An 18,683-nucleotide genomic window follows, 5' to 3' on the forward strand; every position below is an offset into this window, starting at 1 on the left:
AAGTAAAAGCACTATTACTCAGGAGCACACTCAATTATGTTCAAGAATGCATTCGCAAACCTGCAAAAAGTAGGTAAGTCGCTAATGCTGCCCGTATCCGTACTCCCTATCGCAGGTATCCTGCTGGGTGTCGGTTCGGCCAATTTTAGCTGGTTGCCTGAAATTGTCTCCAGCGTCATGGCACAGGCCGGTGACTCGGTGTTTGCCAACATGCCGTTGATTTTTGCTATTGGTGTTGCCCTGGGCTTCACTAATAACGACGGTGTTTCCGCACTGGCGGCGGTGGTGGCTTATGGCATCATGGTCAAAACCATGGCCGCGATTGCACCGCTGGTTCTTAATCTACCGGCTGCCGAGATTACGGCGAAGCATCTGGCGGATACCGGTGTTCTGGGCGGGATCATTGCCGGTGCGATTGCCGCGTATATGTTTAACCGTTTCTACCGCATTCAGTTGCCTGAGTATCTGGGCTTCTTTGCCGGTAAACGTTTTGTGCCGATTATTTCCGGCCTGACGGCGATCGTTACTGGTGCTGTGCTGTCTTTCATATGGCCACCGGTCGGTAGCGCTATCCAAACGTTTTCACATTGGGCTGCGAATGAGAACCCGATGTTGGCATTCGGTATTTATGGGGTCGTTGAACGTTCTCTGGTACCGTTTGGTCTGCACCATATCTGGAACGTACCTTTCCAAATGCAGGTGGGTGAATTCACCAATGCGGCGGGTCAGGTTTTCCACGGTGATATCCCACGTTACATCGCGGGTGACCCGACGGCGGGTAAACTGTCCGGCGGTTTCTTGTTTAAAATGTACGGCTTGCCAGCTGCTGCTATTGCTATCTGGCATTCAGCGAAGCCAGAAAACCGCGCGAAAGTGGGCGGCATCATGATCTCTGCGGCGCTGACCTCGTTCCTGACGGGTATTACTGAGCCAATTGAGTTCTCCTTCATGTTCGTTGCGCCGATTCTGTATGTGATCCATGCGATTCTGGCGGGTCTGGCATTCCCAATTTGTATCCTGTTGGGTATGCGTGATGGCACAAGCTTCTCTCACGGTCTGATCGACTTTGTGGTACTGAGCGGCAACGGTAGCAACCTGTGGCTGTTCCCGATTGTGGGCCTGTGCTATGCGCTGATTTACTACACCATTTTCCGCGTTCTGATTGCCAAACTGAATCTGAAAACGCCGGGCCGTGAAGATAGCGCCTCTGAGCAAACCTCACAGGACAGCACTGAAATGGCTGCCGCATTGGTTAGCGCGTTTGGTGGTAAAGAAAACATCACTAATCTGGATGCGTGCATCACCCGTCTGCGTGTTAGCGTAGGCGATGTGGCTAAAGTTGATCAGGCTGGCCTGAAAAAACTGGGTGCAGCAGGTGTGGTTGTAGCAGGTTCCGGTGTTCAGGCCATTTTCGGTACCAAATCCGATAACCTGAAAACCGACATGGACGACTACATCCGTAACCACTGATGTGTTGTTGGGGAGTGGTAAAAAGGGGCGAAAGCCCCTTTTTTTATGGTCAGAACCGCCTTATTCCTCTTCCTGAGACTGACGGGCGTAAACCACCAGACGCAGATGGCGATCTTCATCGATGGTCAGCGAGGTATGTTCGAAAGCTTCAGCCTTGCCGTCGATCATCAGTTGCCGTACGCCGCTACATGGGGCGTGTACCTCATGCTGCCGCCACCACGTTTTGAAATCTGGCGATACCCGTTCCAGCTCGTCCACCAGTTCATGAATGTCCGCTTCCTGCGTCGCACGTGCGAAATCGCGGCGAAAACTCGACAGCATCTGTGGAGCCTGTTGCTCCCAGCCGATGAATCGCTCATGCAGTAACGGGTCGGTGAACAAGAGCCAGAGCAGATTACGTCTTTCGGAAGGATGGGCGTCGAAGCTGAAAAGCTGATTCGCCGATTCATTGAAGGTCAGCACATCCCAGCGCAGATTGAGGATATAGGCCGGATGTGGAGCCAGATCGTGCATTAGACGCCGTACCAGCGGCGGCACGACGCACCACGTTTTACCCGGTTCGGCAGGCGGCCGCTCATGTGCCAGCAGGAACAGATGGCGACGTTCAGCGGCATCGAGTTTTAGCACCCGTGCCAGGCTGTCCAGAAATGCCGCCGACACACCGATATCGCGTCCCTGTTCGAGCCAGGTGTACCACGTCAGGCCAACGCCAGCCAATGCCGCCACTTCTTCGCGTCTTAACCCCGGCGTGCGCCGTCTTCCTCCGCTAGGCAAGCCTACGTCGGCGGGTGACACCCGTTCACGGCGCGCGCGCAAAAATGCAGCCAGATCGTGGCGAGTTCTTTCCAGTGTTCGCATCGTTTACCGCATTGCTTTTAGTAATAGCATAAGTGGTTAAATTGTAATTGTTTAAAAAGGATTTGAGAATGGCGGCGTCATTATTTTCGATACGCAACTTCTCGATATGCAAGGAGACACAAGATGAACTCAAACTATCGCGCGTCGGCATTGTCTGCGCCAGCCGTCAACAGCCCGCCATGGCTTGGCCTCTCTGTGCTGCTGATGGCCGGTTTTGTCACGATCTTCGACCTGTTCGTGGTCAATATCGCGATTCCCAGCATGCAGGCCGATCTGGGCGCTAGCTTCGCGCAAATTGGTTTCATCGTAGCGGGTTATGAACTGGCTTTCGGCGTATTGCTGATTACAGGAGGGCGGCTGGGAGATGTATTTGGTCGACGTCGCCTGTTTGTGGTGGGCATGGCCGGGTTTACGCTCGCCTCTGCGCTGTGTGGTTTAGCGCCCAGTGCGGGGTTTCTGATCGGTGCTCGCATTTTGCAGGGACTTGCGGCCGCTTTACTGTTTCCACAGGTTTATGCTTCTATCCGCGTTAATTTCGATGGGAATGACAGTCGCCGTGCCTTCGGTCTGTTGGGTATGACGCTAGGGCTCGCCGCTATCGCGGGTCAGATACTGGGGGGATGGCTGGTGCATGCCAATCTATTCGGGCTGGGCTGGCGCAGTATCTTTCTTATCAATGTACCCATTGGCCTGCTGGCTATCGCGGCTGCACGATTTATCCCTGAGTCCCGGACGCCGCAGCGCCCTTCGCTGGACTGGATGGGTGTGGCGTTGGTCAGCGTTGGGCTGACGCTGCTGCTGGTGCCGCTGATTGAAGGGCCGGGACAAGGGTGGCCAGCATGGAGCCTGTGGATGTTGGCCACAGCAACGCTCTTGTTAGCGATGTTTTACCGTCAGCAGGAACGTCGACAGCGAGCGGGGCATCTTCCGCTGGTGGATATGCATCTGCTCGTACAGCGCCGTTTCCTGCTGGGTGTGTTATTGGTGCTGCTGGTGTATTCCACATCCAGCTCATTTTTCCTGTGTTTTGCTTTGCTGGTACAAACAGGGCTGGGACTTGATCCTTTCCTTGCAGGAAGTATTTTCGCGCCGTGCAGCGTGGGCTTCGTTCTGGCATCGCTGGCTGCACCACGTCTGGTTGCCCGCTGGGGCACGGCTGCTATCGTCGCGGGGGCGCTGGTTTATGCTGTCTCGATCGGCTTGTTGATTATGCAGGTGCAGCTCGCGGGGGCCGATCTGGCGGCCGTTCGGCTGATCCCTGTGCTGGTGGTGGTCGGGGCAGGTCAGGGCTTCATCATGACGCCGCTGTTGAATCTGGTGTTGGGCTTTGTGGATGAGGTTCAGGCGGGTATGGCATCGGGCGTGATCTCGACGGTTCAGCAGATTGGGGCGGCGCTGGGTGTGGCCGTGGTGGGCATCCTGTTTGGTACTGCACTGGCGACAGGCGATGGTACGGTTTTACCAGCGGGCCAATACGTTGCAGCCTTTGTGGCGGGAATGCTCTACAACCTGATTGCTGCGCTGCTGGTTTGCATCCTGTTGCTGATGCTGGTGAGAACGCAGCGGTCTCTTAGTTGATGAGAAAGCCCACACACGAATTTTCGATGGATGATGCGAAATCCTGACCGCAGGGGCGGTAGCGTCGCTGTTTTCGGGAGAAGGCGGGCGTATTTCTGGTTTTTACTGGGAGTCGTATTTTGACCACCCGCACCAGAAATAGACGAAGAAGGTTGAAAGAAATGGAATATGTCACTCATACTGCCTACATGACGTCGTTCAACGCCAGCTTTAACAAGGAAATCAATCATGGCTGAAGAAACCATTTTTAGTAAAATCATCCGCCGGGAAATTCCTGCCGATATCGTGTATCAGGATGAACTGGTCACCGCCTTCCGTGACATCGCGCCTCGCACGCCAACCCATATTCTGATCATCCCGAACGTCTTGATCCCGACCGTTAACGACACGGCTCCCGAGCATGAAGCGGCGCTGGGACGTATGGTGACGGTCGCGGGTAAAATTGCCCAGCAGGAAGGTATTGCAGAAGACGGCTATCGCCTGATCATTAACTGCAACCGACACGGCGGGCAGGAGGTTTATCACATCCATATGCATTTGCTGGGTGGTCGCGCATTAGGGCCTTTGCTGGCGAACTAGATCTTATAAAACTAGACCCTATAGAACCAGGTTCGATAGTCGTGGTTAGACTATCGCGCGAGAAAACCATCATGCGAGAACATCATGCGTAACCCGATGCTTTTTCTGTCCGCGTGTTTGATGGCTGGGCTGCTGGCGGGCTGTAGCGCGCCAAAGGTACTGACCATCAATGAACGGCAAACGCTGGTACTAGATGCACCTGTGCTATCGGCCGGTATTACCGCGGGGAACCCGTCGCTGGATTCAGAAAATGGCCGGCTGCGCGCGTCTTCCGCCGTCAGCAACGACGCTTCACACGCGGTGACCGTGCATTACCGTTTCTATTGGTATGATGAAAACGGGCTGGATGTGCTGCCTTTTGAAGAGGTACAGTCCATTGAAATCCCGCCACAGACGGAAATGACGGTTTTTTCCACGCGCAGCAGTCCCAATGCGCGTCAGGTTCGTCTTCATCTGTTTTTGTAATGGTGTGCAGAGAGAGAATATATGAAAAAGTATCTAGGGGTGATGCTGGCGACATTGGTACTGACAGGGTGCCCCAGCCATCCGCCGGAACCGACCGAACCGCCTGCGACGATTGAGCCCGTTGAGCCTCAAGTGCCGACTACGCCAACGCCGCCGCCGGGTGAATCTGTACCGCAACCGCCAAAAATCCAGACGTTGAACTGGGAAGCCAGCATTAATCCGCTGGTAGCGCAAATGCTGAAAGCCGATGGTGTCACGCCGGGTAGCATCCTGCTGGTGGATAGCGTGAAAAATAACACTAACGGCTCACTACCGATAGCGAAAGCAACAGGGGCGTTGTACAGCGCGTTATCCTCCGGTAAAGCATTTACACTGGTGCCACGTGAGCAGTTGGCTGCGGCGAAACAAACGCTGGGTCTGTCGGTTGATGACAGCTTAGGATCGCGCAGCAAGGCGATTGGTCTGGCGCGTTATGTCAGCGCGCAGTATGTGCTGTACAGCGATGTCAGTGGTGATGTGAAATCGCCGCAGCTCGACATGCAACTGATGCTGGTGCAGACCGGTGAAATTGTGTGGTCAGGTAATGGCGCCGTTCAGCATTAAGCAGGCAGGCATCCGGCAGCTGACTGCGACGATCCAGAAACATTTCCCGGCTGTGGAGATGGCGGATATTCGCTTTGAGCTGGTGGGTGGGCTGAGTAGTAAAAGCTGGCGTATCCGTGGGCCGGACATCGAATGGCTTGCGCGTCGGCAGTCGCCAACCGAGCGGAAAATGGGCGTCGATCGCCAGCGCGAATTCGCCTTGCTGCGGCAGATGTCGGCGATAGGTCTTGCGCCACGGCCGCGACTGTGGCGTGACGGCTGGCTGATCGTCGAGTGGGTACCGGGACGCATTGCCACCTCTGATGAGTTCCTGATGATGCTGGCTAATGGCGAAGTGGCTCGCCTGTTGTCTCAGCTTCATCGCCAGCCGCGTAGCGGTCATCCTCTCGATCTCAAAGTGCTCTTCGCGCAGCACTGGCAGTTGATGGATCCGCGCCGCCGTTCGCCCGCGTTATTGCGTGCCCACCATTATTTTCAGCGTGCGGCGCTACCCACGCCTTTGGCGCTAGCTCCTCTCCACCTCGATGTGCATGCTGAAAACCTGCTGATTACTCCACAAGAAACGATGCTGATTGACTGGGAATATGCCTCAGATGGTGATATTGCCTTTGAACTGGCGTTCATTGTGCGAGCCAGTCAGATGGAAAGCATGGCGCAAACGCATTTTCTACAGAGCTACCAGCGACATCGGCGAGGGTTTTCCGTGAACCGCCTCCAGCAACAGATGATGCAGTGGTTCCCCTGGGTCGATTATCTGGTATTGATGTGGTTTGAGGTTCGCTGGCAGCAAACGAAGAACCCTGAATTTTTAGCGGAAATTCCCGCGCTCTATCATCGGCTACAACAATATCATTGGCTATAGTCATGCTATCGGCTATAGCCAGGCTGACGGTATGGCTTGTGTGGTAAAGATCGTTTCATTAAGCAGTACACTTTAAAGAATGAGGTTTTTGTGAGTCCGGTAATGTTAGACGTTGCCAGCTATGAGCTGGATGCAGAAGATCGTGAAGTGCTGGAACATCCGCTGGTTGGCGGCGTGATTCTGTTTACCCGTAATTTTCATGATGCGGCGCAGTTACGTGAGTTAGTGCGTCAAATCCGCGCGGCGTCGCGCGAGCGCCTTGTGGTGTCCGTGGATCAGGAAGGCGGACGGGTTCAGCGTTTTCGTGACGGGTTTACTCGTCTGCCTGCCGCGCAGGCGTTCGCTGCATTAAACAGCGAGTCAGAAGCCCTGCGTTTGGCGGAAGAGGGCGGCTGGCTGATGGCGGCAGAAATGATCGCCATGGATATCGATATTAGCTTCGCGCCAGTGCTGGATATCGGCCACCAGAGCGCGGCGATTGGCGAGCGTTCATTCCATGCCAATCCAGAGACGGCGCTGGCCGTAGCGCAAAGCTTTATTCGCGGCATGCATAGCGCGGGTATGAAGGTTACGGGTAAACACTTCCCCGGCCACGGTGCGGTCAGCGCTGATTCACATAAAGAAACCCCGCGCGATCCGCGTCCGCTTGCAGAAATTCGCGCACATGACATGCTAATTTTTAAAGAACTGATCCAGCGCCAACAGCTGGATGCCATCATGCCTGCCCACGTGATTTATACGGAGGCCGATCCGCATCCAGCCAGTGGTTCGCCCTATTGGCTCAAAACGGTGCTGCGTGAAGAGCTGGGTTTTGATGGCATCATTTTCTCCGACGATCTCTCGATGGAAGGTGCCGCTGTGATGGGCAGTTATCCCGAGCGGGCGCAGGCGGCGTTGCAGGCGGGATGTGACATGATTCTGGTTTGCAATCATCGCGAAGGGGCGGTTAGCGTGCTGGATAACCTGTCCCCGGTCAAAGCGGATCAACTGACGCGCTTATATCATCAGGGTTCGTTTTCTCGTCGGGAACTGCTGGATTCGCCACGCTGGAAGCAGGCGAATCAGGCGCTCACATTGCTCAGCGAGCGCTGGCAGGCGCATAAAAATGGCGAGAAATAGGCAACCTAGTCTGCGGTGAGGATGAAAGATGATTATCTATTTACACGGTTTTGACTCGACCAGCCCCGGCAACCATGAAAAGGTCCTACAGCTTCAGTTTATTGATGAAGATGTACGATTGATTAGCTACAGCACGTTGCATCCGCGTCATGATATGCAACATCTGCTAAAGCAGGTAGATAAGACGATTCAGCAGTCTGATGACGATCGTCCGCTGATCTGTGGCGTGGGGTTGGGGGGCTTCTGGGCCGAACGCGTCGGTTTCCTGTGTGATATACGACAAGTCATCGTTAATCCTAACCTTTTCCCCCAGGAAAATATGAGCGGGAAAATCGATCGCCCAGAAGAGTATCTGGATATCGCCACGAAGTGCGTGGCGAACTTTCGCGAAAAGAACCGCGATCGCTGCATGGTGATGCTTTCCCGTCAGGATGAAATGCTCGACAGCCAGCGTAGCGCGCAGACGTTGGGAACGTATTACGAGATCGTCTGGGACGATATTCAGACGCATAAATTCAAAAGCATCTCCCCCCATTTGCAGCGAATAAAAGCCTTCAAAACGCTCGGTTAACCCTGCGTTAGCGAGGACCTGTTCATCGCGGCTGTCGTTCCTTCTGATACCCTTATTTGAGGGGGAACAGGAGGAATGACGCAATTTATTTACTTTCCTTAGTTCATCCAGCGGCGCAGATGCGCACGATTCAGCATTTTCTCTTCGCGCGGATTTCTGCTAATTCACTGAAATAAAGATGGAATTTTCTCGCTAAAAATCTGCCTGACAAAATAAATTGATATATATCAATTTTGGTATGACCAAATAACCTAGCGTGCTATTCTTGCAGCAGATATCAGGCTTAACTTACGCGAACCCTATGTTATATAAGGATATTATTTTTTACTCTTTATTAACGATTGGTTCACATTTTAGGGGGTCATTTTGACATCACCAACCAAAAAAATTGTCATTGTCGGCGGGGGAGCTGGCGGACTTGAACTCGCAACGAGTTTGGGCCACAAGTTAGGACGCAAGAAAAAAGCGGAGATTACGCTGGTGGATCGTAACCATAGCCACCTGTGGAAACCGCTGCTGCATGAAGTGGCGACAGGCTCGCTGGACGACGATATGGACGCGCTGAGCTATCTGGCGCACGCCCGCAATCACTATTTCCAGTTCCAACTGGGCATGCTGACGGATATCGATCGTGAAGAGCAGCAGATTCAACTGGCTGAAGTGTGTGACGAGCAAGGCGATGTGCTGGTTGCCGCGCGTCGTATCCCGTATGACATTTTGGTGGTGGCATTAGGCAGTACCTCAAATGACTTCGGTACGCCGGGCGTGAAAGATCACTGTATTTTCCTGGATAATCCGAAACAAGCCCGTCGTTTCCATAATGAAATGCTGAATTTGTTCCTGAAATTTACGGCAAATCAGGAAGAAAAAGAGCGCGTGAATATCGCGATTGTGGGCGGCGGCGCGACAGGGGTCGAACTGTCTGCGGAATTGCATAACGCGGTGAAACAGCTGCACAGCTACGGCTTTGACGGGCTGGATAACCAAACGCTGAATGTGACGCTGGTGGAAGCGGGCGAACGTATTCTGCCTGCGCTGCCGCCACGTATTTCAGCGGCTGCACATCAGGAACTGAACAATATTGGCGTCCGTGTGCTGACGAAAACCATGGTGACCAGCGCAGAAAGTGGCGGTCTGAATACCAAGGACGGTGAATTTATCGAAGCCGACCTGATGGTTTGGGCGGCGGGCATCAAGGCACCGGATGCGATGAAAGAGATTGCGGGTCTGGAAACGAACCGGATTAACCAGTTGGTGGTTGAGCCGACGCTGCAGACGACGCGCGATCCCAACATTTTCGCCATTGGCGACTGCGCCTCCTGCCCGCAGGAAGGCGGCGGTTTTGTACCACCGCGCGCGCAGGCCGCTCACCAGATGGCATCACGTTGCCACAGCAATATCATCGCATTGCTGAACGGGCAAACGCTGAAGCCTTACGTCTATAAAGATCACGGTTCGCTGGTTTCACTGTCTAAATTCAGTACGGTTGGCAGCCTGATGGGGAACCTGATGCGGGGCTCCGTAATGGTAGAAGGACGGATTGCACGTTTCGTGTATATCTCCCTGTACCGCATGCACCAGGTTGCTCTGCATGGCTATGTTAAAACAGGCCTGATGATGCTGGTCGGTGGGATCAACCGGGTGATTCGCCCGCGTCTGAAGCTGCATTAATTCATCTTTGCTGACCTCTTTCTGATACGGGCATGAACGCAATTTCATGCCCGTATTCTTTTCTGCCAGCGGCCATCTTATTCTTACTCAGTAACCCTCGCTTTCCGTCGATCTACTCACAACCTCCTGTTTCTGTGCCGTAGCGCGATAGGTGATGCGCCGCGAGATAAATTAGAACAAAAAAGCGAGATAAATTCAGTTTGAAATTTTTTCTATACATGTAAGACTTTTACAAAAAACCATCCTTGGCTTCTGATATCAATCGAGTGACGCTGGTTTTCCTGATCCTAACTCCACGCAGCGCATCATTGACCGACGGGCCTTTATCGGGCCCGTATTGTTCCACAAAACAGCTCCCGCAAAGCCACCAGTATTATATTGCCCTGTCAGGGTGATGCGAGATAGTTCGGGGCATGTGACAGTTGGCGTTATTTCAACAAAGTTAGTGTTTGTTGTTAGGTTTCCAGCCGAAGAGGAAGCGAATAATCGATCAACGCTCAAGAAGCGAACATCTTTGGCAAACAGCGCCTGGTTCTTAATGTTTGACAAGGATACGTGATCTATCGACACATCGTAAATCAGATAACTTCCGGGGCTGGCATAAGGGAACAAGGCCTGGTCGAGGTGATAACCCAGCACCACAGCGACCGAGACCAGCGACAATTTATAGATAGTGACGCTGAGTTGGGCGGGCGAAACCAGCGCAATAACGATAAGTAACAAGACGGATAGGAGGATCCAGCTACGCAGACGATTTGGAAAAATTTTATTAATGATGAACATGATGAACATGATGAGATTCCTTGGTGTTGAAAGAAATTACAACAAACAGGGACATTGTGATCGGGTACGAGCGGGATGTAATTTGCCCTCGGACAGAAAAAAGCCCAGCATCATTTGATCTGGGCTTAATACACATGAATATCTAATTTTGTTGAGGAGACTATTGTGTAGGTGGTTTCATTTTATCACTGTTCCAATCCACAAAAGGAGCCAACTGACGCTGTAACCACCCGATTTTAGCCAATTGTGAATCTGGATACCCCATAGATCGAACTTGCTCGTTATAACATAAAGCATCCAATACCCGAAGTACCGGTGGCTCATCCATTTCAATGGTTAATCTTGTTTCGATGAATTCAGCAAGCATTTCCTCACTAGATGCCGCCTTTATCATCAGCTTTTCTAACTCAACAAATCGACGAGCTAAGTCAAAATGCATACGTGCTCGTTGAGATGATGCTAGCACTAGATTAATGGCTGATAACCCCGTAACCAGCCCCAAACCGATCAGAGCAACTGTCTTTGATGACTCGGAAAGCATTCCATAAATCGCTGTCGAACCAAGCATCACCGTAAGCATATTACTTATCTGATCTAATCGGTCGTAAAAAGCTCTGCGACGGTTGTGGTACCGAACTGAACGGCGGACATCAAAGAGCAAATTATTCCATTTTTGGGTTAGTTCACTGTCCGTTATCTCCATTTCTATCCCCTTTCTTGTCAATTGGGTTTGGTGGAGCAAATGTATTTGATACTTTTAGTTGTTCAAGTCCATCACCAAGACTGACTCCCCCTCTATCTCTTTTGGTACTTTCCCCCACAGGTCGAGCTTGGCCAGTACGACTTCTGCTGTTTCCACTTGGTGGGTTTTGCTTCGTATGATCATTCATTTTAAATATATCCTTAATTGTCTCATTGAGCATTCAAGCACTGATACCGCACTGTTACCCTATAAAGGTTACAGCTAAACATGTCTCGTTCGACGCAAGATTGTAGGCCATCATCAAACGATTCAGCAGACTGATATCCCCATGACTGACAACGCTTGGTCGCTGGCTGGAGAGCCTTGGTTTTATCGATCTTTATTTGTTGGAAAGGCATATATTGATAAGACATCTCAACGATGCCGTCAGCACGGCTACCACCAGTGGCCGACATATCCGTTACGGCTGCACACCCTGATAATGCGAAAGCTATCGTACTCACCCAGAGATAACGTATTTCCAACTCCTTGCTGTGTTAATAAATCCAAATAAAATCTAATTGTTATGTTTCACACGAAACTCGTGCCACGCCAGGAACATTCGCTACCCCTTGTCCGACATCCTCACCTCTTTGGGTAAGTTTCACGATGTACAGCTCATTTTCAGACCATGCCTCCAACAAACCTTGCTCTGTTCCCCACATAATTTCAGTACGTAATAAATCCGATGAAGTAGCGTGCCCAACCGCTAGTAAGGCTTTCTTGAGGACATCTTCATTCGTTAGCTGCGCTGGAGAAACAATCAGTATCTGAAGAATGCGCATACGCCGATCTTCCTGCATAATTTTTGTAATAGCAGGAGAAAATGGAGCTGTTAGCAACATAGGGGGAAAGTTCAACATCAACAACCCTAATAGTTATAGGTATAAACGTTCTTAATGAGAACAAATTAGCCCGTTTTTTTAACCCGTTCAAGCTCGTCGGATAATTCTTGAAGTTTCTTTTCCATATCAATCAAGCGCTGTTTTTCCTCAGCGCCTCGCAGCAAGTCCCTGCGTACATCTGGGTCTAGCTGATTTAAAAGTTCAAGCAAAGTTAAATCACTTCTACTGACAGTTGACTCTTGGCTATCCACCGAGCCTCTCAGCATTGAGCCAGTTCCTGTCAATAACCAATCTAGCGATATTCCTTTTTCTTTGCTGGTTTCTACGCATTTTGCGTATGTAACTTTGTTTCTTGATTTCCAACTGCTAAGCGTCTGAGGGCTCACACCAATTTGAATGCATAGCGCGTTATCACTAGGAGTGCCGTAAATCTCTTTTAACCTAGATATGACAACCTCATACTCATTTTGTTGATCTATTCCTTGATATACGCATTTTGCGTAGGTGCAATTAAACACATTGAGTACACAATAGCCCAACGGGAACACTATGAATAAACGAAAGATTCAAGCCCGTCTGATTGAGCGTGACAGCAATTTTCGTCAGTTCGCGCTGTGTGGCGGCCAACCGAATCTGGATCTGTTCGACAGCGAAGAGTAAAATTAAGGGCAGAAGAGTTAAATTTTCTGCCCTTGTCTCTTTTACAGTATGTGAAAGGTAATTACTGTAATCTATCCCGATAAATCCCCACTGGTCTCACTAAATCCCATTTATCTCAGATTCTCTTAATTGTTTATCTCACTTCTAATCAGATAGGCTACTTCGCTGATATGGCAGTATAAAATATCGTCCTATTACCAATTCCAGTTAAGATAATTCCCAAATGACGCTTTTATGTTACGAATCTGACACTTTTGGTCAATTAGTCTTATTGCGAGAGTGCGAAACATTGTGCAGACTTTCCACTGTTTACAGATGGCGTAGCACGCACGCCGAAAATTCTGAATGCTGATATTCAGAAGGAACCACCGGATTCATCGCGTTAAACGCGAGCTGGCGTAAAACAAGATTTACGGCAGGATTGCAGGTGGGGAATGCGTGAGAATAGATTCGGGAGGTATCCTGTGAACAAATCAATGTTAGCGGGTGTAGGTATTGGTGTGGCTGCTGCATTGGGTGTGGCGGCGGTGGCGAGTATGGATGTATTTTCCTCTAAACCTCAGTTTGCACAGGTGCTAACAGCAACACCAATTAAAGAAACGGTCAAAACGCCTCGTCAGGAGTGCCGTAATGTGAGCGTGACGCATCGTCGTCCGGTACAGGATGAAAACCAGATTGCTGGCTCGGTGCTGGGTGCTGTCGCGGGTGGTGTTCTGGGTCACCAGATTGGTGGCGGACGCGGTAAAGATATCGCGACGGTAGCGGGCGCGTTGGCAGGTGGTTATGCCGGCAACCGTGTACAAAGCGGTATGCAGGAAAATGATACGTACACGACGCAGCAACAGCGCTGTCAGACGGTGTACGACAAATCACAAAAAGTTCTGGGTTATGATGTCACCTATAAAATCGGCGACCAGCAGGGTAAAATCCGCATGGATCGCGATCCTGGTTCACAAATTCCAGTAGACCGAAACGGGCAATTAATCCTGAATCAGCAGAGTTAACTGACCTCTAACGTCTACGGTTTGCGCTGACACCTCTCTAAAAACCGCGAGACACCTGAAGAAGGTGCTCGTGGTTTTTTCATTCTCTGTTCTTTCTGCTTATAGGCTCTTCCTGCTTTCGGTTAGCTTCATGCTAAGGGATAGCAGCAAGGCGGCCGCAGCGAATCCCCCCGCCAGCCAAAGTGTCGCGATCGGGCCTGAACTATCGACGGCTTGACCACCGACCCACGATCCGAGTGCGATACCAACATTGAAAATGCCAACATACAGCGCGGAGGCGATCTCCACGGCGCGCGGGGCGGCCTTCATCATCCATGTCATCAAACCGACGGACACGCCGCCGTAGGCCAGTCCCCAGACGAGCAGCGCCACGCCGCCGCCGAAATGCGAACCGCCGATGGTCAGGAACAGTATCGGAGTCAACAATAGCCCCAGCGCGATGACTATCAAGGTGAACGCCGTGCGTCGCGCGGCGATGATGCCCGCCAGAAAATTGCCGACGATGCCTGCCAGGCCATAGGCGAACAGCAGTACGCCTATCCATCGCGCATCGAATCCCGATACCGAGAGCAGCAGCGGCCGCACGAAGGTAAAGGCCATGAAGTGTCCGGCCACCAGCAACAGCGTCAGGATTAGCCCGATTTGTAGCTTACGGTTGCTCAACTGCTCACCGAACTGGCGCACGGTGACGGAATGGGCAACGGGCAAGGCAGGAATAACCGCGAGGTGAAGCACTAGCACCAGCCCGCTAAACACGGCCATGCAGCCGAAGGCCCAGCGCCACCCGGCGAGATCGCCGATCAGTGCGCCGAACGGCACACCCAGCACGGATGCCGCTGCGACACCACCAAAAATGATGGATGTTGCCAGGCCGATGGCGTGTTCGGGAACGAGTCGGGCCGCCAGACCACCGGCAATCGCCCAGATACCGCCCATGCAGAAACCGACCAGCACGCGCGCAGCCAGCAGCCAGCCGATGTCCGGTGCCAGTGCCGAAGCAATGTTGGCGATAACCAGCAGCGTGAGCAGTCCGCATAGGATCCTGCGTCTATCCATGCCGCCGGATGCGATCACCACCAGCGGGGCGAATAGCGCAGCCAGTAGCGCGGGGAGTGAAATCATCAGGCCGGCGGTTCCGGTAGAAGTATGTAGCGTATCGGCAATCGGTGTTAGCAAGCCGACCGGAAGCATTTCCGTCGTGACGACAGAGAAGGTTGCAAGGCCGACGGCGACAACGGCCAGCCAGGAATGCTGTGCAGCAGCACCTATAGGGATAGAGGAATACGTGTTCATGGTTCAGTCCTTAACAGGGGAAAGCAGGCGATGTGTAACCGTCAAACGCTATGGGGAAGAGGAGAAGGCGTCGTCCGTAGGCGTTGGTATCCCCACAGCGCAACCAGCAGTACTAACACGCCAGCGCATAGCGCAACGGCGAATCCGGCTCGGGCACCGCTGTTGTCAACAACGTAGCCTGATACCGCTGCGCCCAGCGCCACGCCGACATTTAGCCCCGCCAGCAGCCAGGTCATGCCCTCGGTCAGGCGGTGCTCGGGCACCAGACGTTCGACCAGCGACATTGCCACGATCATGGTGGGGGCGAAGAACAACCCGGCGATCAGCACGGCCGCAGCCAGCCCGGGAATGCTGCCAACCAGCAGCAGAGGCAACGTGGTTGCAGCCGTTGCTAAACCGCCCAGCAATAACAACAGGTGCAATGCGGTTCGCAGTTTGAGAGCGCCGAACACCAGCCCGGCCAGACAAGAGCCGACCGCATAAGCCGACAACACCAGACTGGCCGCGGCTGGCTGACCACGCTGTTCAGCGAAGGCGACGCTGACGATATCCACGGTTCCGACGATAACGCCCATCGCGACCATCAGCAGCGCCAGCAAACGCACGCTCACCTGTTTGATCACCGAGCCCGAACGGTCTGTACGGACATTCTGCACTTCTACTAGTGGTTCGGTGCCGCGCTGTGTCACCAGCGCAAACACGCCAATAATCAGCAAGAGCGCCGCGGCCAGCGGGCCAGCCTGAGGAAACACCGCGACGGACAGCCCGACAGCCAGCGGTGGCCCGGCGATAAACGTGACTTCATCGAGCACGGTTTCCAGTGAGTAGGCGGTCTGCAAGCGAGGCTGGCCGCGATAGATTGCCGTCCAGCGTGCTCTCACCATCGCGGACATGCTGGGCATAAAACCAGCCAGCAAAGCACCGATGAATAAGTTCCAGTCAGGTGCTTGCCACCAGGTGCTGGCGAGCAGAAGCAGCATGCCGATCGCGCTGACGGTGGTTGCTATCGGCAGCACGCGGCCTTGCCCGTGGCGATCGACCAGACGGGAAATCTGCGGTGACAGCAGTGCGTAGGTCAACACAAAAGTGGCGGAGACGGCACCCGCCAGCGCATAGCTGCCGCGCAGTTGCGACAGCATGGTGATAATGCCAATGCCCGTCATGGGCAGTGGAATCCGCGCCAACACGCCAGCCAGCGCGAAGCCTCTGGTGCCGGGCGCGGCGAAAAGTTCTCGATAAGGGTTAACCATCTCATTCTCCAAAGTGAATCCACTTGCCACCACGTGGCGGCACAGCGACAATACATACAGAGCGTATGAATAAAAGCATATATTCATACGGAGTGAATGTAAATAATCATACGATGTGTATGTAAGGATGTGCCGATGGTTCGTCGTACCCGTGCTGAAATGGAAGAAACCCGCGCTACGCTGCTGGCGACTGCCCGTAAGGTCTTTAGCGAGCGCGGCTATGCCGACACCTCAATGGACGATCTCACCGCACAGGCGAGCCTGACCCGCGGGGCGCTTTATCACCATTTCGGTGACAAAAAAGGGCTGTTGGCGGCGGTGGTGGAGCAGATTGACGCCGAGATGGATGAACGGCTGCAGGTCATCTCCGACACCGCGGAGGATGCCTGGGACGGTTTTCGGCATCGCTGCCGCGCTTATCTGGAAATGGCGCTGGAGCCGGAGATTCAGCGTATCGTGCTGCGTGATGCGCGGGCGGTTTTGGGGGGCGCGTCGCCGGATTCACAACGCCATTGCGTTGAGTCGATGCAGCGGCTGATCGACAATCTGATCCGACAGGGCGTGGTCGCTGACGCCGATCCACAGGCGCTGGCATCGTTAATCTACGGCAGTTTGGCCGAGGCGGCGTTCTGGATAGCGGACGGAGAGGATGGAAATGCGCGGCTGGCACAAGGCGTTGCCGCGTTGGAATTGCTGTTGCGTGGGCTGTTAGTCGAGCCACGGTAGCGATCAAAAGAATAGCCTGACGAGACGCGTGGTTGGTGTCCCGTCTTTGGCTTAACGGCGGAAAATAATCTCTGCCCAGCGCGCCAGTCCGGCGGTAACGGAGCCAAAATCGTTGCCGCTGGCGATAGGAATATCAGGAAGCAGTTGCTGAATAGTCTGACGCAGCAGGGGAGAACGTGCGCTACCGCCAGTCAGGTAGATCACTTCCGGCCGGGTTTGACTGGTTTCTAGCGCCAGCGTCACCTGCTGCTGAATACGCATGAGCGGATTATCGATGGCGGTATTGAGTTCATCAGCATGAATGCGCGTTGCCAGACCCGATTCGATAAAGTGCAAATCAGCTGCCGTTTCCGATTGATTGGACAGCGCAATTTTGCTCTCTTCCGCTAATTGAATCAGACGGTAGCTCAGGCGCTGTTGCCAGACGGTCAGCAGTCTTTTCACCAGCTCGGGCTGACGGGCATCGCGGATCATTTCGTTGATTAACGCGCGGCTGGCGGTGCTATGAAACTCTTTTTGCGCCGGAATATCGTTAATCGCGACCGCATTCCACCAGGTCATGATCGGCAGGGCGATGCCTTTTTCTGTCTCGCTATTCATACCAAGCAGCGGCATCAGCTGTTTGAACGCGAGCATGATGTCCAGATCGTTACCGCCAACGCGGCAGCCGCTGTGTCCTAACAGGCTTTGCGAACGTTCTTGCTGCTTATGCCACTCTGGGCCCATCAGCAGCATGGAGCAGTCGGTGGTGCCGCCGCCGATATCCACGACCAGCACGCGCGTTTCTTTCGTCAGCGTGGATTCGAAATCCAGCCCGGCGGCGACGGGTTCAAACTGAAAAACGACATCTTCAAACCCGGCACGGTGTGCCGCACGGTCTAAAATGCCTTGCGCCTGCTGGTTGGCTTCTTCGCCGCCGATGCTTTGAAAGTTAATCGGGCGACCGATGACGGCCTGACGAATAGGCTGGTCAAGCTGACTTTCTGCCTGCGTGCGGATGTGCAGCATCATGGAGCAGACCAGATCTTCAAACAGCGCAATCTGCTGGGCTTTCAGCCCGACGGCACCGAGGAAGGACTTCGGTGATTTAACGAACCACGTCTCTTCCGGGTCATCCATATAGTGGCGCAACGCATCACGTCCGAATTTCACGCTATCAGCCTGCACGCGAATATCTTCCTCGCGGTTGTAGCTGATGGCGCGCTTCAGCAGCAGCGCATTTTCACCCTCAGCATTGACCTGATGGTGTCGCCATAACCACTCGCTAACCGCTTCGCGCACGGGCGCGCACAGCAGGGAAGAAAGATAAGGCGAGCCATTTTCCAGCGACAGGAGCCGTGGCGTACCTTCATCCATAACCGCCACTGAACAGTTGGCTGTACCGTAGTCAAAACCGATAAACATCGTCGTGCCCCATGCCATAAAAAAAGGTGGCGACTTTACTGCGTTACGATGGTGCTTGTAAAGGCGGATGAAGTTAACATGTTTGCTGATGAGGTTGGAACCCGCAGATTCCTGTCAGACTGTTGACAAACCTATTTACCGAATGAAAACGGGAGTAACGGAATAGAAGAGTAAAGCGTTTGCGCCAGGGACAAAAACGT

General features: G+C 53.1%; 20 protein-coding genes. 11 read left to right on the forward strand and 9 right to left on the reverse strand.

Annotated features, from left to right (window positions below; translation table 11 throughout):
* Positions 1–36: 36 nt before the first annotated feature.
* Positions 37–1,470 carry a PTS glucose transporter subunit IIBC gene (ptsG, locus tag MYB54_RS08430; RefSeq protein WP_010276217.1) on the forward strand — a complete coding sequence of 478 codons (1,434 nt, stop codon included), beginning with the start codon at positions 37–39 and terminating at the stop codon, positions 1,468–1,470.
* 60 nt (positions 1,471–1,530) lie between these two features.
* On the opposite strand, the gene MYB54_RS08435 is transcribed toward ptsG, so the two are convergent.
* Entirely contained in the window at positions 1,531–2,328 is a 798-nt protein-coding gene (locus MYB54_RS08435; protein WP_039285946.1) for a helix-turn-helix transcriptional regulator, read from the reverse strand.
* A 123-nt stretch (positions 2,329–2,451) separates the two neighbouring features.
* Between MYB54_RS08435 and MYB54_RS08440 the strand changes: the two genes are divergently transcribed.
* The 8 genes from MYB54_RS08440 (at position 2,452) to MYB54_RS08475 (ending at position 9,776) form a co-directional block, all read left to right on the forward strand.
* Positions 2,452–3,906 carry an MFS transporter gene (locus tag MYB54_RS08440; protein ID WP_014915834.1) on the forward strand — a complete coding sequence of 485 codons (1,455 nt, stop codon included), beginning with the start codon at positions 2,452–2,454 and terminating at the stop codon, positions 3,904–3,906.
* A gap of 228 nt (positions 3,907–4,134) precedes the next feature.
* The gene (hinT, locus tag MYB54_RS08445) at positions 4,135–4,485 is read left to right on the forward strand and encodes a purine nucleoside phosphoramidase (RefSeq protein ID WP_010276226.1); all 351 of its coding nucleotides are present in this window, start codon (positions 4,135–4,137) and stop codon (positions 4,483–4,485) included.
* Positions 4,486–4,569: 84 nt separating this feature from the next.
* Complete coding sequence (locus tag MYB54_RS08450) at positions 4,570–4,950, forward strand: YcfL family putative periplasmic lipoprotein (RefSeq protein ID WP_014915833.1); 381 nt, start codon at positions 4,570–4,572, stop codon at positions 4,948–4,950.
* Positions 4,951–4,971: 21 nt separating this feature from the next.
* Positions 4,972–5,553, forward strand: coding sequence for a penicillin-binding protein activator LpoB (gene lpoB / locus MYB54_RS08455; RefSeq protein WP_014915832.1), 582 nt, complete (start codon positions 4,972–4,974; stop codon positions 5,551–5,553).
* Positions 5,534–6,415, forward strand: a complete 882-nt coding sequence (gene thiK / locus MYB54_RS08460; protein WP_014915831.1) for a thiamine kinase — start codon at positions 5,534–5,536, stop codon at positions 6,413–6,415. The genes lpoB and thiK overlap by 20 nt, the downstream gene beginning before the upstream one ends.
* A gap of 90 nt (positions 6,416–6,505) precedes the next feature.
* Entirely contained in the window at positions 6,506–7,534 is a 1,029-nt protein-coding gene (gene nagZ / locus MYB54_RS08465) for a beta-N-acetylhexosaminidase (protein ID WP_248721794.1), read from the forward strand.
* A gap of 28 nt (positions 7,535–7,562) precedes the next feature.
* Entirely contained in the window at positions 7,563–8,105 is a 543-nt protein-coding gene (gene ycfP / locus MYB54_RS08470; protein WP_010297273.1) for an alpha/beta hydrolase YcfP, read from the forward strand.
* Between the two features lie 366 nt (positions 8,106–8,471).
* Positions 8,472–9,776: an NAD(P)/FAD-dependent oxidoreductase gene (locus MYB54_RS08475; protein ID WP_014915829.1), complete on the forward strand. Its 1,305-nt coding sequence runs from the start codon at positions 8,472–8,474 to the stop codon at positions 9,774–9,776.
* A 258-nt stretch (positions 9,777–10,034) separates the two neighbouring features.
* Here the strand turns inward: MYB54_RS08475 and MYB54_RS22040 are convergent, their stop codons facing one another.
* The 5 genes from MYB54_RS22040 to MYB54_RS08495 form a co-directional block, all read right to left on the reverse strand.
* The gene (locus MYB54_RS22040) at positions 10,035–10,568 is read right to left on the reverse strand and encodes a putative holin (RefSeq protein WP_371928281.1); all 534 of its coding nucleotides are present in this window, start codon (positions 10,566–10,568) and stop codon (positions 10,035–10,037) included.
* A 151-nt stretch (positions 10,569–10,719) separates the two neighbouring features.
* Positions 10,720–11,262, reverse strand: a complete 543-nt coding sequence (locus tag MYB54_RS08485) for a hypothetical protein (protein WP_248721795.1) — start codon at positions 11,260–11,262, stop codon at positions 10,720–10,722.
* Between the two features lie 209 nt (positions 11,263–11,471).
* Positions 11,472–11,717 (reverse strand): YecR family lipoprotein, encoded by a 246-nt coding sequence (yecR, locus tag MYB54_RS22045; RefSeq protein ID WP_353194997.1) that lies wholly within the window; start codon positions 11,715–11,717, stop codon positions 11,472–11,474.
* Between the two features lie 108 nt (positions 11,718–11,825).
* Positions 11,826–12,164 carry a VpaChn25_0724 family phage protein gene (locus tag MYB54_RS08490; RefSeq protein ID WP_248721796.1) on the reverse strand — a complete coding sequence of 113 codons (339 nt, stop codon included), beginning with the start codon at positions 12,162–12,164 and terminating at the stop codon, positions 11,826–11,828.
* Between the two features lie 47 nt (positions 12,165–12,211).
* The gene (locus tag MYB54_RS08495; RefSeq protein ID WP_248721797.1) at positions 12,212–12,664 is read right to left on the reverse strand and encodes a helix-turn-helix domain-containing protein; all 453 of its coding nucleotides are present in this window, start codon (positions 12,662–12,664) and stop codon (positions 12,212–12,214) included.
* A 606-nt stretch (positions 12,665–13,270) separates the two neighbouring features.
* Between MYB54_RS08495 and MYB54_RS08500 the strand changes: the two genes are divergently transcribed.
* On the forward strand, positions 13,271–13,810 hold the full coding sequence (locus MYB54_RS08500; RefSeq protein ID WP_014915828.1) for a glycine zipper 2TM domain-containing protein: 540 nt from the start codon (positions 13,271–13,273) through the stop codon (positions 13,808–13,810).
* A 99-nt stretch (positions 13,811–13,909) separates the two neighbouring features.
* On the opposite strand, the gene MYB54_RS08505 is transcribed toward MYB54_RS08500, so the two are convergent.
* Positions 13,910–15,103: an MFS transporter gene (locus MYB54_RS08505; RefSeq protein WP_248721798.1), complete on the reverse strand. Its 1,194-nt coding sequence runs from the start codon at positions 15,101–15,103 to the stop codon at positions 13,910–13,912.
* A gap of 41 nt (positions 15,104–15,144) precedes the next feature.
* Positions 15,145–16,353, reverse strand: a complete 1,209-nt coding sequence (locus tag MYB54_RS08510; protein WP_248721799.1) for an MFS transporter — start codon at positions 16,351–16,353, stop codon at positions 15,145–15,147.
* A 135-nt stretch (positions 16,354–16,488) separates the two neighbouring features.
* On the opposite strand from MYB54_RS08510, the gene MYB54_RS08515 reads away from it, so the two are divergent.
* Positions 16,489–17,079 carry a TetR/AcrR family transcriptional regulator gene (locus MYB54_RS08515; protein WP_014915825.1) on the forward strand — a complete coding sequence of 197 codons (591 nt, stop codon included), beginning with the start codon at positions 16,489–16,491 and terminating at the stop codon, positions 17,077–17,079.
* 51 nt (positions 17,080–17,130) lie between these two features.
* Here the strand turns inward: MYB54_RS08515 and yegD are convergent, their stop codons facing one another.
* Positions 17,131–18,483, reverse strand: a complete 1,353-nt coding sequence (gene yegD, locus MYB54_RS08520) for a molecular chaperone (protein WP_014915824.1) — start codon at positions 18,481–18,483, stop codon at positions 17,131–17,133.
* Between the last annotated feature and the right edge of the window lie 200 nt (positions 18,484–18,683).

Source organism: Pectobacterium nicotianae (assembly GCF_023272715.1).
GTDB lineage: Bacteria > Pseudomonadota > Gammaproteobacteria > Enterobacterales > Enterobacteriaceae > Pectobacterium > Pectobacterium brasiliense.